Source organism: Actinomadura parmotrematis (genome assembly GCF_019458805.1).
Lineage (GTDB): Bacteria > Actinomycetota > Actinomycetes > Streptosporangiales > Streptosporangiaceae > Spirillospora > Spirillospora parmotrematis.
In genome coordinates, this window is the sequence record NZ_JAIBOA010000031.1 from 72270 (window position 1) to 86901 (window position 14632).

At 73.0% G+C, this 14632-nt stretch carries 12 protein-coding genes; 5 read left to right on the plus strand and 7 right to left on the minus strand.

The annotated features are described in order from the left end of the window. Positions 1 to 66: 66 nt before the first annotated feature. The gene (locus K1Y72_RS33025) at positions 67 to 966 is read left to right on the plus strand and encodes an alpha/beta hydrolase (protein WP_220170458.1); all 900 of its coding nucleotides are present in this window, start codon (positions 67 to 69) and stop codon (positions 964 to 966) included. Between the two features lie 53 nt (positions 967 to 1019). Here the strand turns inward: K1Y72_RS33025 and K1Y72_RS33030 are convergent, their stop codons facing one another. The 4 genes from K1Y72_RS33030 to K1Y72_RS33045 form a co-directional block, all read right to left on the minus strand. Further along, positions 1020 to 1865 (minus strand): fumarylacetoacetate hydrolase family protein, encoded by an 846-nt coding sequence (locus K1Y72_RS33030; protein WP_220170459.1) that lies wholly within the window; start codon positions 1863 to 1865, stop codon positions 1020 to 1022. A 40-nt stretch (positions 1866 to 1905) separates the two neighbouring features. Then, positions 1906 to 2472 carry a VOC family protein gene (locus K1Y72_RS33035; RefSeq protein WP_220170460.1) on the minus strand — a complete coding sequence of 189 codons (567 nt, stop codon included), beginning with the start codon at positions 2470 to 2472 and terminating at the stop codon, positions 1906 to 1908. A 95-nt stretch (positions 2473 to 2567) separates the two neighbouring features. Then, positions 2568 to 3002 carry an HIT family protein gene (locus K1Y72_RS33040; RefSeq protein WP_220170461.1) on the minus strand — a complete coding sequence of 145 codons (435 nt, stop codon included), beginning with the start codon at positions 3000 to 3002 and terminating at the stop codon, positions 2568 to 2570. Positions 3003 to 3043: 41 nt separating this feature from the next. Then, entirely contained in the window at positions 3044 to 5350 is a 2307-nt protein-coding gene (locus K1Y72_RS33045; RefSeq protein WP_220170462.1) for a thiamine pyrophosphate-binding protein, read from the minus strand. A gap of 93 nt (positions 5351 to 5443) precedes the next feature. On the opposite strand from K1Y72_RS33045, the gene K1Y72_RS37460 reads away from it, so the two are divergent. Further along, entirely contained in the window at positions 5444 to 6136 is a 693-nt protein-coding gene (locus K1Y72_RS37460) for a GntR family transcriptional regulator (protein ID WP_308287340.1), read from the plus strand. A 40-nt stretch (positions 6137 to 6176) separates the two neighbouring features. Here the strand turns inward: K1Y72_RS37460 and K1Y72_RS33055 are convergent, their stop codons facing one another. Continuing rightward, the gene (locus K1Y72_RS33055; protein ID WP_220170463.1) at positions 6177 to 7007 is read right to left on the minus strand and encodes a LysR family transcriptional regulator; all 831 of its coding nucleotides are present in this window, start codon (positions 7005 to 7007) and stop codon (positions 6177 to 6179) included. A 95-nt stretch (positions 7008 to 7102) separates the two neighbouring features. Here K1Y72_RS33055 and K1Y72_RS33060 point away from each other — a divergent pair, with 95 nt between their 5' ends. Next, complete coding sequence (locus K1Y72_RS33060) at positions 7103 to 7834, plus strand: SDR family oxidoreductase (RefSeq protein WP_220170464.1); 732 nt, start codon at positions 7103 to 7105, stop codon at positions 7832 to 7834. Positions 7835 to 7872: 38 nt separating this feature from the next. Here the strand turns inward: K1Y72_RS33060 and K1Y72_RS33065 are convergent, their stop codons facing one another. Continuing rightward, entirely contained in the window at positions 7873 to 9024 is a 1152-nt protein-coding gene (locus K1Y72_RS33065) for a phosphotransferase family protein (protein ID WP_220170465.1), read from the minus strand. A gap of 717 nt (positions 9025 to 9741) precedes the next feature. Beyond that, complete coding sequence (locus tag K1Y72_RS33070) at positions 9742 to 10344, minus strand: TetR/AcrR family transcriptional regulator (RefSeq protein ID WP_220170466.1); 603 nt, start codon at positions 10342 to 10344, stop codon at positions 9742 to 9744. Between the two features lie 88 nt (positions 10345 to 10432). On the opposite strand from K1Y72_RS33070, the gene K1Y72_RS33075 reads away from it, so the two are divergent. Beyond that, positions 10433 to 11017: a TIGR03086 family metal-binding protein gene (locus tag K1Y72_RS33075; RefSeq protein ID WP_220170467.1), complete on the plus strand. Its 585-nt coding sequence runs from the start codon at positions 10433 to 10435 to the stop codon at positions 11015 to 11017. A 264-nt stretch (positions 11018 to 11281) separates the two neighbouring features. Beyond that, on the plus strand, positions 11282 to 14632 hold a 3351-nt coding region (locus K1Y72_RS33080; protein ID WP_220170468.1), incomplete at its 3' end, for a pentapeptide repeat-containing protein.

Consider the following 14632-nt stretch of genomic DNA (forward strand, 5'->3'; position numbering starts at 1 on the left):
GTTAGCTTACGGCAGGTGAAAGCGGGTCACCACTCCCCATCCCAGATCCGTGAAGGAGAACCGCCCATGGAAGAGCGAATCGTCGAGATCGACGGCATTCCGGTGGCGACCGGATACCATTCCCCGGCCGTTCGCGCGGAAGGACTTCCGCTGCTCGTCGCCCTGCACGGCGGCACCTACACGAGCGCCTATTTCGACGTTCCCGGCGGCCCGCTCGGCTCTTTCACCGAGATCGCCGGGCGCGCCGGTTTCCCGCTCCTGACGATCGACCGGCCCGGGTACGGCGCCAGCGGCCACCTCCCCGAGGAGGAGAACGACTTCGCCCGGCAGGCCGAGATCCTGGACGCCGTCATCGAGCGCCGCGCCGGCGAGCTGCGCGCCGGCGGGGTCGGGACCGGGGGCGTGGTGCTGGTCGCGCACTCCATCGGCGGGATGATCGCCGTGGAGATCGCGGCCCGCCGCCCCGGCTGGGGGCTGCGCGGCCTCGCCGTCACCGGCATGGGCGCGCGGATCCCGGCGGGCGGGGCGTCCGAGCAGCTCGGCGCGATCCCGGTGACCGGGATGATCGACCTGCCGGTGCCCGAGCGCGACGCGGTCATGTTCGGCCCGCCCGGCACCTTCACCGAGGAGGCCCGCAAGACCGCGCACGGCAGCTACGCCCCGACGCCGATGATCGAGCTGAAGCGGGCCCCGGTGTGGGCGCGCGAGCGGCTCGCCGGGCTCGCCGCCCGCGTCGAGGTGCCGGTGCAGAACGTCCTCGCCGAGCACGACGCCCTGTGGGACACCTCGCCGGACGCGCTGGCCGCGTTCGCCGCCGCCTTCACCGGCGGGCCGGGCGCCACGGCCGAGATCGCCCCCGGCGTCGGGCACTCGATCGACCACCACGTGCTGGGCGCGGCGCTGCACTTCAAGCAGCTCGCCTTCGCCTACTCCGCCGCGGTCGCCGGCTCCTCCGCCGGGAACTGAACCGGGCGCGGCCGGGACGGGGGAGACCGCCCCGCCCCGGCCGCGCCCGCCGCTCATGCGGTGAAGGTCTGGCGGAGCTCGCCGATGCCCTCGACCCGGCTGACCAGCTCGTCGCCCTCGGCCAGCCAGCGCTGCGGCTCGCGGCCGAAGCCGACGCCGCCCGGGGTGCCGGTGAACAGCACGTCGCCGGGGTAGAGCGTGAGCACCGCCGACAGCTCGGCGACGAGCTCGGGGATCGGGAAGATCAGGCTGCCGGTGCGGCCCTTCTGCATCTGCTCGCCGTTGATGGCGCAGCTGATCTCCAGGTCGTCGGGGTCGGGCAGCTCGTCCGGCGTCACCAGCCACGGCCCGATCGGCGCGAAGCCCGGGTAGGACTTGCCGAGGCTGAACTGGGGCGCGGCCCCCGACCACTGCAGCCTGCGCTCCGAGAGGTCCTGCCCGACCGCGAGGCCCGCCACGTACTCCCAGGCCCGCTCGGCGGGGACGGCGCGCGCCTCGGCGCCGATCACCGCGACGAGCTCGACCTCCCAGTCGGTGTGGCCGCCCTCGGGCAGCCGGACGCGCGTCACCGGCCCGCTGATGCTGCTGGCGAACTTGGTGAAGACCGGCGGCAGCCCCTCGGGCGCGGTGAAACCCGACTCGCTCGCGTGGTCGCGGTAGTTGAGCCCGACCGCGAGGACCTGCCGGGGCTCGGGGGCGGGCGAGCCGAGGTCGGCGGCGTCGAACTCCGCGCCGGCGGGCAGGTCCGCGGCGGCGGCCCATTCGCGGAACCGCGGCCAGTCGGCGTAGACGGCCTGCGGGGACGGGCCGAAGCGGCCGTCGCTCGCCCGCTCGACGTCGACGGCGCGGCCCTCGGGATCGATCAGGACGAGCCGTCCCGACAGGTTGGCGATGCGCATGGGGGCTCCTGGGAGAGAGGGGAAAGGGGACAGGGCGGGGTCAGCCGCCGAGCAGGACGCCCATCGGGTCGGGCAGCTCCTCCTGCAGCGACCAGGACCGGGCGGTGAGCTCGTCCACCTCGGCGCCGTCCTTGCGCGCCTTGAGCAGCCGCTCGGGGTCGAAGGCGGGGCCGACGGAGTCCGCGGCGTACTCCGCGCCGTTCATGTAGCCGGTGGCGAGGTCGGGCTCGGCGAAGTTGTCGATCTGCATCTCGACGAAGTTGCCGTCGGGGTCGCGGTAGTACATCGAGGTCGTCACGCCGTGGGCGATGCACACGGCCGGGGTGACGCCCCGGTCGCGCAGCAGGACGTAGCGGTCGAGCAGGTCGTCCAGGCCGTCGAAGGTGTAGGCGACGTGGTGCATGCAGGCCGTCGTCGGCGACTTGCGCTCCAGCGGCCCCGGCGGCGTGAGCAGCGCGATCCGGTGGTGCTCCTCGTCGAAGGTGATGAAGCACAGCGCGTCGTCCTGGTAGACGACGTGGCCGTCGAGGACGGTGCAGTACCAGTCGCGCATGACGGCGGGCTGCCCGGTCTGGAGGACGACGTGGGCGAACTTCGGGGTGGCCATCGGGGAACCTCCGGATGGTGACGGTGTGACCTGCTCCACACGGTAGTAGCTATATTTGATAACAGCAATGGGCGCGGTGCACCGGGCGCGCCCGCTCAGACGGGCGCGACCTGCTCGTACGCCGCCCGGACGGCGGGCAGCAGCGCCAGCGAGGCCGCCGGGTCGAGGTGCGTGGCGCGCAGCCCGAGGATGGCGCCGCCCCGCAGGTCCGGCGGGACGTCCTCGCCGCGCGCGGCGATCAGGACGTGGAAGTGGGCGTGGTTCTCGCCGAACATCATCAGGTAGGTCGCAGGCGCGCCGGTCGCCTCGGTGACGGCGGCGATCAGGTCGCGGGCGCGGCCGGCGAAGGTCGCGAGCTCGTCCCCGTCGAGCCCGGTGATGCGCTCGGCGTGCCGGCGGGCGCGCAGCACGAACCAGCCGGGGACGTCGTAGCCGGGGACGACCTCGGCGGCCCACAGGTCGTCGCGGAAGACGCGGGTGTCGGCGTGGGCGTCGTCGAGGGCGCACATGAGGCAGGCGGTGTCGGTCATGATCCTTCTCTGGGTGGGGCCGGGCGCGGCGGGTCCGGCGGTCAGCGGAGGTCGAGGGCGGCCGCGACGATGCTGCCCGCGTCCAGCCCGTGGTGGCGGTAGACCTCGTCGAGGTCGCCGGACTGCCCGAACCGGGTCACGCCGAGGTGGCGCGCCCGGACGCGGTGGACGCCGGCGAGGAACGCCAGCGTGTGGGGGTGGCCGTCCAGGACGGTCACGAGCGGCGCGGCCCGGTGGGCGGGCAGGGCCGCCTCCAGCGCGCCGCCGCCCCCGTCCTGCAGGGCCTCGAACAGCAGGCCGGGGCTCGTCACGCACACGACGTCGGCGGGCACGCCGAGGGCGCCGAGCCGGTCGGCCGCCTCCAGCGCCTCGGTCATGACCGCGCCCATCGCGGCGACGGTGACGGCCGGCGCGCCCGCGCAGCGGCGCAGCAGGTACCCACCCGCGACGACCTGGCGCCGGCGGTGCTCGCGCGCGGCCGGATCCGCGGGGACGGCGGCGAGGGCCTGGTCGACCGGCCGGGTCGACAGCCGCAGGTAGGCCGAGGTGCCGTCGGGGCGGCCGAGCCGGGCCAGGGAGGCCAGCAGCGTCCACTCGACGTCGATGGCGAAGGCGGGCTCGTAGGTGACGCAGCCGGGCTGCTCCAGACCGACCGACGGCGTCGAGATCGACTGGTGGGCGCCGCCCTCGGGGGCGAGCGTCACGCCCGAGGGGGTGCCGACGAGGATCGACTGGCCGCCCGCGTAGATGCCGAACGACCAGGGCTCCAGGGCGCGCTCGACGAACGGGTCGTAGACGACGCCGATCGGCAGCAGCGGCTCGCCCCAGCGGCTCCAGGTCGCGCCGAGCTCGCCGAGCAGCCCGACCAGGTTGGTCTCGGCGATGCCGAGCTCGATGTGCTGGCCGCTCGGCCGCTCCCGCCAGTGCAGGATCGTCTCGGGGTCGTCGCCGAACCAGTCGTGCCGCTCGTCCGCCGACCACACCCCGACCTTGTTGACCCAGCCGCCGAGGTTGGTGGAGGAGCTGACGTCGGGGGCGAGCGTCACCACGCGGCGCGCCGTCTCGGGCGCCGCCCGGGTCAGGTCGAGGAGGGTGCGGCCGAGCGCGGCCTGCGTGGTGGTGCGGCCGGCCGGCGTCCGGCCGATGTCGGCGGGGACGGGGTCCGGTTCGCGCCGCTCGGGCTCGGCGCGGCGCAGCCGTGCGGCGGTGCGCGCGCAGAGCCGGCCGGCGGCGGAGTCCGCGTCGAACCGCTGCCAGGGACGTTCGGGGTCGGCGCCGACGCGGGCGGCGAGGGCGGCGAGCTGCTCGCCGGTCAGCAGCGCGGAGTGGTTCTGCGGATGGCCCTCGCTGGCGAGGCCGTAGCCCTTCACCGTGTACGCGAAGATCACCGTCGGGCGGGTGTCGTCGACGGCGTGCAGCGCCCCGTCCAGCGTCGCCAGGTCGTGGCCGCCGAGGTCGCGGACGGCCGCGTGCAGCGTGGCGTCGTCCAGCGTGCCGAGGAGGCGCCGGAGCGCGGCGGCGTCGGGGCCGTCGCCGGGGAGCCGGTCGCGGAGCTGCGCCGGTGCGCACCGCAGGAGCCGCTGGAACTCCGGGTTGGTCATCGCGTCCAGGCGGCGGCGGAGCGCCTCCCCGTCGGGGCGCTCGAACAGCTCGTGCAGGAGGCGGCCGTACTTGGCGGTGATGACCTGCCAGCCCGCGGCCTCGAACATGCCGCGCAGCCGGTTCGCCCCGATCTCGGGTACCACGCGGTCGAGCGACTGGCGGTTCACGTCGACGATCCAGCAGATCTCGCCGAGCCCGGCGACCATCGGGTCGAGGACGGCCTCCCAGACGGCGCCCTCGTCGAGTTCGGCGTCGCCCACTAGGGAGTACTGCCGTCCCGTGCCCGCGCCGCCGCCCTTGGCGGCCACGTAGCGGCGCGACAGGGCGCCCCAGATCGGCGCGGTCGCGCCGATGCCCACCGACCCCGTCGAGTAGTCGACCGGGTCGGGGTCCTTCACGCGGCTCGGGTAGCTCTGCAGGCCGCCGAACGCGCGCAGCGTCGTCAGGTACCGCTCGTCGAGGCCGCCGAGCAGGTAGTTGACGGCGTGCAGCACCGGCGAGGCGTGCGGCTTGACCGACACCCGGTCGGCGGCGGTCAGGTGACCGAACCAGAGCGCCGTCATGATGGTGACCATCGACGCCGACGACGCCTGGTGCCCGCCGACCTTCAGCCCGGCCGGGTTGGGGCGCACCCGGTTGGCGTGGTCCACGATCGCGGTGGAGAGCCAGAGGAGCCGGTCCTCCACCTCCCGCAGCGCTGCGAGACCGGCCGTTCCGTCCGCCGGCGGGATCGTCGTCACCGTCATGAGAACCTCCTGTTATCACATATATCAAAGCAGGTCGGAAGCGTACAGCGCTATAGTTGATATCTCCATCGGGCTTCAGGAGCGGGGCATCACGTGGCGTCATCTCGAGCGGCCGTCCGACCCATCGCGGCCCGCTCGGTGGTCGCCCAGGTGACCGACGAGCTGCGGCGCGCGATCGTCTCGGGCGCCCTCACGCCGGGCGAGGAGTACTCGCTCCGCGAGCTCGCCGGGATGCTGGAGGTCAGCTTCATCCCCGTCCGCGAGGCGCTGCGCAGCCTGGAGAGCGAGGGCCTGGTCCACAACAGGCCGGGCCGCAGCGCGCGGATCGTCCCCCTGGACCTCGACGACCTGCACGGCATCTACCGGCTGCGCCGCACCCTCGAACCGGCGATCGCGCGCCGCTCCTGCGCGCTCCTCGCCGACGAGGCGCTGGACGCGCTGGAGGCCGAGGCCGCGGGCTTCGCCGACGAGCGGCAGAGCATGGACGACATCTACGAGGACCACCACGGCTTCCACCTCGCCCTGCTGGCCCCCGCGGTGAGCGCCTGGGACACCCGCGTCCTCACCAGCCTCTGGCACGCCGCCGAGCGCTACATCCGCATCGGCTTCGGCCGGCTCGACCCCGACCCCGCCGAGCACCACCGCCGCGGCCAGGCCCACCTCGACCTCGTCGCGGCCTTCCGCTCGCGCGACCCCGACACCGCCGCGGCCGCCGTCGAGCAGCACCTCGCCCGCAACGAGCGCCTCGCCCTCAGCGCCCTCAGCGCCTACTCCGAGAACCCCTGACCGGCCGCGCCCGCCGTCAGGGAAGGGCGAGGGCGCGGCGCTAGAGGCGGGTGGCCGTCCGGATCAGGCCGGCGAGGGCCAGGGACCGGCTGTGCGGCGGCCAGGCGATGACGGTGGTGACGGTCGGCGCGTCCGGGACCGGGACGAAGGCCAGGTCGCGGCGGAGGTGGGTCCGGGCGGTCTCGGGCAGCAGGGCCACCGCCCGGCCCAGCGAGATCAGCTGCATGAGCTGGGCGTGGTCGTGCACCTCGGGCCCCGGGCCGGCGGGGTAGCCGCCGTCCCCGTGCGGCCAGCGCGGCAGCGGCAGGTCGGCGATGTCGGCCATGCGCAGGTCGCGGCGGCCTTCGAGGGGGTGGCCCTTCGGCAGGACCAGGATCTGGCCCTCGGAGGTCAGCTCCTCGGTGTCCAGGCCGGTCGTCGAGTCGAACGGCCGGTGCAGCAGGCCCACGTCGGCCCGGCCGTCGCGGAGCAGCCGCTCCTGCTCCCCGATCCCGCACAGCATCACCTCGACGGCGATGGCGCCGGGCTCGGCGGCGTAGGCGTCCAGGAGTTTGGGCAGCAGCTCGCCCGACGCCCCGGCCTTGGTGACCAGCACCAGTCTCGGCTCCCCGGCGGCGGCGCGGCGGGTGCGGCGGGCGGCGGCGTCGACCGCGTCCAGGGCGGCGCGGCCTTCCTGCAGCAGCACCTTCCCGGCCTCGGTGAGCTCGACCGCGCGGCTGGTGCGCTCCAGGAGCAGCGCGCCCAGGCGGCGTTCCAACTGCTTGATCGCCCGCGAGAGGGGCGGCTGGGCGATCCCGAGGCGCTCGGCGGCGCGGCCGAAATGCAGTTCCTCGGCGACGGCGACGAAGTACCGCAACTCCCGCGTCTCCATGCCCTCACCGTACCGGGGGATCGATACCCGCGAGGTATCGAACGCTACCCAGGCGGTGTTGGAGTGTCCGCGGTCCGGCGACCAGGATCGTGGACATGAGCGAACAGACGATCGCGCTGGTCACCGGCGCGAACAAGGGAATCGGATACGAGATCGCCGCCGGGCTCGGCGCCCTCGGCCACACCGTCGGCGTGGGGGCCAGGTCCCCCGAGCGGCTCGCGGAGGCCGTGGAGAAGCTCCGCGCGGAGGGGGTGGACGCGTTCCCGGTGCCGCTCGACGTGACCTCCGACGAGAGCGTCGCCGCCGCGGCGTCCCTGCTCGGCGAGCGTTTCGGGCGGCTGGACGTGCTGGTCAACAACGCCGGGGTGACCGGCGGGGTGCCGCAGACGCCCACGACCGTCACCCCCGAGATCGTGCGGACGGTCGTGGAGACCAACGTGATCGGCGTCATCCGCGTCACCAACGCCGTGCTGCCGCTGCTCCGGCGGTCCGCCGCCCCGCGCGTCGTGAACGTGTCCAGCACCGTCGGGTCCCTCGCCCGCCAGAGCTCCCTGCCCGGCGCGGAGGCCGTGGGCCCGGTCTCCGCCGCCTACGCGCCCTCCAAGACCTTCCTCAACGCCGTGACCCTCCAGTACGCCAAGGAGCTGCACGGCACCGGCATCCTGATCAACGCCGCCTGCCCCGGCTACTGCGCGACCGACCTCAACGGCTTCAGCGGCGTCCGTACCCCTCGGGAGGGCGCCGCCATGGCCGTCCGCCTGGCCACCCTGCCCGACGACGGCCCGTCCGGCTCCTTCTTCGAGGACGCCGGCGTCGTGCCCTGGTAGGTGCGGCACGGCCGCGCGCCGCCGCCGTCCTCGGGGCGTCACTTGCGGTCGGCGGCGAGGGCCGGCCAGTACGCGCCGGACATCATCGCCTCCAGCGTGGCCCGGTGCAGCACCGGGGCGTCGGGGTCGGCGGGCGGCTCGGCCTCGCCGAAGTGGACGGCGCGCTGGCTCACCCGGGTCAGCGCGACGCCGTGCCGGGCGGCCGCGTAGACCAGGTACCAGTCCATGTCGCGCGGGGCGCGCCCGGCCGCCTCGGCGTAGATCCGCTCGGCGTCGGACCGGCGCAGGAAGCCCGGCATGCCCTCCATGCCGTACTCGACGGCCAGGTCGTCGAAGAACCGGTGCAGGAAGACCAGCCAGGCGAGGTCGATCTCCCCGGGGCCGAGGCCCGCCATCTCCCAGTCCAGCAGCGCGGCGGGCCGGAAGTCGGCGTAGATGATGTTGCCGATGCGCGCGTCGCCCCAGGACACGACGGCCGGCGGCTCCTCGTCCGGCCAGTGCTCGTCCAGCCAGTCGAAGCAGCGGTCCAGCAGCGGCGCCGGACCGTCCCCCTCGATCCAGGCGAGCCACGCCCGGCTGGCGTCGACGTGCCGGCGCAGCGGGGAGGCCGACCGGTCGCCCCGGTCGAGGAACGCGAAGGCCGACCGGGGGTCGGGGATGCGGTGCAGCTCGGCGAGCGCGCGGACGGTGGAGTCCGACGCGCGGCGCCGCTGCCCGGCGTCCCCGGCCATGAGCCAGCTGTCGCCGAAGGTGTAGGGCATCAGGTCGGGCGGGACCTGCCCGTCGACCCGCTCCATCACGAAGAACGGCGTGCCGAGGGCGGCGGGGTCCGGCTCGTCCCACAGCACGCGGGGAACCGGCACCGAGGACAGCTCGCCGACCAGCCGCATCGTCTCGAACTGCCCGGTCAGATCGTAGGACGGGAACACCGGGAAGGAATCGCCGGGCGGCGCGAGCCGCGCCACCAGCCGGTGCGCCGCGCGGGCGCCGGACGCGGTCCACTCGGCGTCGAACAGGACGGTCTCGCTCGACAGGCCGTTGCGCTCGGGCGCGGTCAGGTCGGTGATGACGGGGTCGGCGCCGGCGCCGAGCCGTCCGGCCAGCCACGCTTGCAGGTCGGCGCGGACCTTGTCGGGCCGCCGCGAGGAGGTCGTGAACCGGACCTCCTGGGGCCGGTCGGCCCCGCTCATGCCCGGGATCCGCGGACGGCGGCGGGCGGGCCGGAGCGCTGGGGGGCCTCGGGGGGCAGGGGGTGTCGGACCATGGGGGCGGGGTCCTTTCGCGAGCCGCGCAGGGTGGGCCGGCCGGGTCCGCGGACGGCTCCGGCGGCAGGTGGCGACCGTATCAAGCGATCGAACCAAGCGATAGATTGGTTGCCGTGCGGAAGGCTCGCCGGCCGATGTTCGTGGACACGTCATGCAAAGAGTCCGGGGCGGTCGCCGCGGGGGCGGCGCGGGTCGCGTCGGCGCTGGGGCCGGGCGCGATGCGCGCCCTGGCCCGGTTCAACAAGTACGTCACCAATCCCGTGCGGCGGCTGCGGGCCTCCCGCCTGCCCCACTACGCGATCATCGAGCACGCCGGCCGCAAATCGGGGCGGGGCTGCCGCACCCCGGTCATGGCCTTCGTCGAGGACGGCGAGATCGCGGTGGTGCTGAACTACGGCACCGGGTCGGCGGCGGTGGTCCACCGGCGCGAGCGCCACCGGCTGACCGACCCGCGCGTCGTCCCCGCCGACTCCCCGGGGCTTCCGGACGCCGTGCGCGGCGCCGGCGGTGCGGGGATGATCCGGTGGCGGCTCGCGGACGGGCTCGGCACCGCCTCCGAGGCCGCCGCCAGATCCAGTCCCGCCTCGGCATCGAGGAGCTCCGCCTGTCCCGCGACCTGCCCGTCGACCGAGCCGGACGGCGTCAGCGGTCGAGGCCGGCGGCGTGGCGCATCGCCTCGCGGGCGCGGGGCGCGGCCGAGGGGTCCTGGAGGAGCTGGATCTCCTGGTTGGCGGCCATGGAGAGCCCGACCAGGGTGGTGGCGACCTCGGCGGGCGGCCGGTGCGGTCCGGGAAGCTCGGCCTGGGCGGCGGCGACCTCGGCGCGCAGCGCCGCGTGCCAGGACGCCACGATGGCGCGCAGCCGGTCGCGCAGCGGTCCGGGGCGCCCGTCGAGCTCGGACGAGGCGGCGGTGACGAAGCAGCCGCCGGGGAAGGGGCAGTCGGCGAGGTAGCCCGTCCAGGAGGCGATCAGCCGGTCGAGCCGGTCGCGGCCGGGCGGGACGCCGTCCAGCGGCTCCCAGACCGCGGCGCGGAAGACCGCTCCGGCGTGGTCGAGGGCGGCTTCGAGCAGCCGCTCGCGGGAGCCGAACGGGCCGACGAGCCCGGCCTTGCTCATGCCGAGGCGCTGCGCCAGCGACCCGACCGTCAGCCCTTCCAGCCCGAGCCGGGACGCCTCGTCCACCGCGGCCCGCACGATCCGGGACCGCGTCCGCTGCGCTTCGAGCGCCGAGTGGCGGGGAGACATGGGAGCCAGCATAGCGAACGAACGTACGCTAACGTTTGGCGTACGAGCGTTCGCCAAAGGGCGGGCGCCGGCGATGGGAGGACGCCCCGTGGACCTGCCCGACCTGCAACGCCTGAACGCCACCGCGCTGGCCCTGATCGGCCACGACGTGGCCCTCGTCCCCGATACCGCGCTGGCGGAGCCGACGCCGTGCGAGGGCTGGGCGGTCGCCGACCTCCTCCACCACATGAACGAGCGCCACGACGCCGTCGCCCGGACCGTCCTCGGCCCGCTCGACGCCGCGAGCGAGGACCCCCGCGCCGACTTCGCCCGCATCGCGGCCCGCTGGTCGGCGGCGCTCCAGCGCACCGGCCCGACCCTGGACCTGCCGAACCGGGGACCGGTCCCGACCGATTGGGTCCTCGGCGTCCACACCGTCGACATGCTCGTGCACCGCTGGGACCTGGCCCGCGCCCTAGACCTCCCCCTGCCGGTGCCCGCCGCGCTGGCGGCGGCCGCCCTGCCGCTAGCCCGCGCCAGCACCGCCCCCGGCAGCCCCCTCAACCAGCCCGGCGGCGCCTACCTCCCGCCCGTCGACGCCGCCCCCGCCACCTCGACGATGGACACCATCGCCGCCCTCCTCGGCCGCGACCCCCGCTGGACCCCGCCGGGAACTTCCGGAACGGCGCGCTGACCAGGGTTCTCCGGCGGCGACCGGGCACCCATGGTCGGCGCTCCTTATGAAGGATCTTCAAAGGGCGGGAATGGTCGTGGGGAAGACGGGTCCGTGCAGTGCCGGACCCTCTGGCCGCCGCTGCTTTCCGGCCGTTCTCGGCGAGTGCCGCATTCCGCGGAAGGGGTGGGCGAAACGGTCCTAGGATGACGCAACGACACGGCGTCACAAGGGGTCGGCGCGCTGTGCGTTCGATCGGGGATCCGTCACGCTGCGGGGAGAGCGATGCCCAGCGAAGGCTCAGTCACCATCTTGCACCTCTCCGACCTGCAGTTCGGTGAGAAACACCGGCATGGTCGGGAAGGCGTCACCGCCGGGGACCGTCGGCTGTCGTCGCTGGCCGCGCGGTTGCTGGATGATCTGAAGGATGTTCGGCGGGCGGAGGGGATCGCCCCGGATCTCGTCGTCGTGTCGGGAGATCTGGCCGAGAGGGCCCGGCCGGCCGAGTACGAGCAGGTCGGCGAGTTCCTCACCGATCTGACGGCGGGCCTGGGGCTGGACGCCGGGCGGACCGTCATGGTGCCCGGCAACCATGACGTCAACTGGCTCAAGTGCCAGGCGTACTTCATCGACTGCGAAGGGGACGAGTCCTCGCCGGTTCCGCCGTACTGGCCGAAGTACCGTTTCTACGCGGAGATGTTCGCCGCCTTCTACGAGGGCGGCGAGGCCAGGTTCCCCAAGGACATGCCGTGGACCCTGTTCCGCATCCCCGAGCTGAAGGTCGTGGTCGCCGGCCTGAACTCCACGATCGCCGAAAGCCACCAGAGCGAGGATCACTACGGTTTCTGCGGTGAGGAGCAGCTGCGCTGGTTCGGCACCGCACTCGCCGACTACGAGCGAGACGGCTGGCTGCGGATCGGCGTCCTGCACCACAATCCCGTGATCAGAGACGGGAAGGACCACAAGTTCCTGCGCGACCATCAGATGTTCCAGGAGGTGCTGGGACCCCGGTTGAACCTCGTCCTGTCCGGTCACATCCACGAGGCCCGGTTGAACAGCCTCGGCCCGGACGGCCTGGTGACGCTCGGGACCGGCAGCGCCGGCGTGCGGGCGGACGCCCGGCCGGACGAGGCGCCGAACCAGTACCAGCTCGTCCGCGTGACGGCGGACGGCTTCGACATCCACGCCCGCCGCTACAACCCCGACCGCTTCCGCTGGGAGGGCGACACCTCGATCGGCAGGGAGCGGTCCGAGTCCGTACGGGTGCTCAGGCGTCCGCTGGACAGCGTGCACGCCGCATTCCCGGACCCGGTGAGCATGCAGAGGGTCCGCTTCCGCTTCGAGAAAGGACCGCTGCGCGACCGGTCCGCGCGCGAGCCCGACGATCTTCTCGCCCGGGTGCGGGCGGTCTGCAAGGTCCGCTATCCCGAGGCGGACGTGGAACGGATCGATTTCGGACCCGGCCGCCCGCAGGGACACCTGCGGATCACCGGACTGAAGCCGCCGCAGACCTTCCAGTATCCCGTCGGTGTGATCGAGGGCGCGGCGACCCGCGAGGCCGTCGACGCGTTCCTGACCGAGGTGGACGCACGCTACCGCGCGGGCGACCCGACCGTGCAGTCGTACCTGGTGTACGACGGGCCCCGCACCTCGCAGGAGCTACGGGCTTTCGCGGCTTCCAAGGGCGTGAACCTCCAGCAGCTCATGGAATTCCAGGGCATGTACGACCTGCAGCCCTATGCGGACCGGCAGGCCGAGCGGCTGGCGGCGGACGAGACGATCTATGCGCCGCGGCTGTTCGTTCCGCAGCGGTTCAGCCTGGTGTCCGGCCGGGGCGGACCGGCGGGGGAGGTGCAGACCGATCTGCTGTCCCGGCTGCGCGAGTGGGTCGCCGACCCGGAGGGCCGGTTCGTCGTCGTGCTCGGCGACTTCGGGCACGGTAAGACGTTCCTGCTGCGCGAGCTGACCCGCACCATCCACGAGACGGGGGAACCGCCGGTCATCCCGATCTTCATCCAGCTCCGCGAGCTGGAGAAGGCGCACGGGCTGGAGGAACTGCTCGCGGCCCAGCTCACGGCGGGCGGCGAGGAGGTGATCAACCACCGCAAGCTGGGCCACCTCATCCGGGACGGCCGGGTGCTGCTGCTGTTCGACGGCTTCGACGAGCTCGCCCTGCGCGTCACCTACAAGCAGGCGGCCGAGCATCTGGCGAACCTGGTCAAGATCCAGGGCGAGTCGAAGGCCAAGGTCGTGGTCACCAGCCGGACGCAGCACTTCCTGTCCGACCGGCAGGTGGAGACGAGCCTCGCCAGGATCACCGACCTGCCGGCGCGCCGGCTCGTGAAGCTGCACGACTTCGGCGAGGAGCAGATCCTCGACTTCCTCATCAGGCTGATGAACGGCGATGAGGCCGCCGCGCGAGACCGGCTGGAGCTGATCCGTCACATCAAGGACCTGCTCGGCCTCTCGCGCAACCCTCGAATGCTCAGCTTCATCGTCCGCCTGGACTTCGCCAGGCTCCAGCAGATCAAGGAGACCGAGGGGGCCATCAGTGCCGCCCGCCTCTACAAGGAACTGCTCGACCAGTGGCTGATCTACGAGTACGAACGCGCCCAGCCGGCCGGAGCCGCACCCACCCTCTCCGCCGAGGACAGGTGGGCGGCCGTCACCGCGCTGGCGCGGCTGCTCTGGGAGTCCAACGAGGAGACCCTCGGCCTGAACGAGCTGACCCAGGTCTCCGCCGCGCTGCAGAACCTCGTCGAGTGCCAGCTCAGCGAGGACGAGGCCGCGCACGTTCTGGGTTCGGGAACCCTGCTGGTCCGCACCGAGGACGAGCGCTTCAGGTTCGTCCACCGCTCGGTCATGGAATGGCTGGTCGCCGACCACATCGCCGCGTCGCTGGCCAGGTCCGACGAGTGGCCTGCGGCGTTGATGAAACGAAAGATGTCGGATCTGATGATCGAGTTTCTGTGCGGCCGCGCGGAGTCCCGATCGATTGTGGAATGGGCTCGCCAAGTACTCGCGTCAGGTACTGATGATGTCCGGGTCAGTGACGCCGCCGCATGGAACGCACTGCTGCTCTTGCGCTGGCTTGGCCGGGCACCATCGCTTGTGTGTGAGGGACCGATACAACTTAATGGTAATGATCTGCGCGGTATAGACCTGACGGGTATGAACCTGCGCGGTGCTGAATTGCGACAAGCCAAGTTGCACGGAGCGAAACTAGAAGGTACGGATCTGTCAAGCGCCGACCTGCGGCAGGCCAAAATTCCGGGAGCGTCAATCACGGATGTCGACTTCTCCGGTGCAGATCTCCGAGAGGCTGATCTGAAGCGCTGTTCGGGTTCCCGAGCCCGTTTCAGCGACAGCGACTTGAGCGGCGCCGACCTGGCCACCGTCCGATTGCCCATGGCCGACTTTGTCGGTGCCAAAACTACTGGTATGAAGCTCGGTCGGGCCAGCCTGCTGGGCGCCGCCTTGGAGGTCGGGTCGCCAGATTTCAACGACATTGCCGGTGCAGTACTTCCACGTCATGCCCTCCCTCGTCTCGCTCTCGCCCCAAGTTACTCAGGGATCAATTCGGCGGTGGCTTGGAGTCCGGATGGCCATGCCCTTGCCACTGCTGACTACTGGACA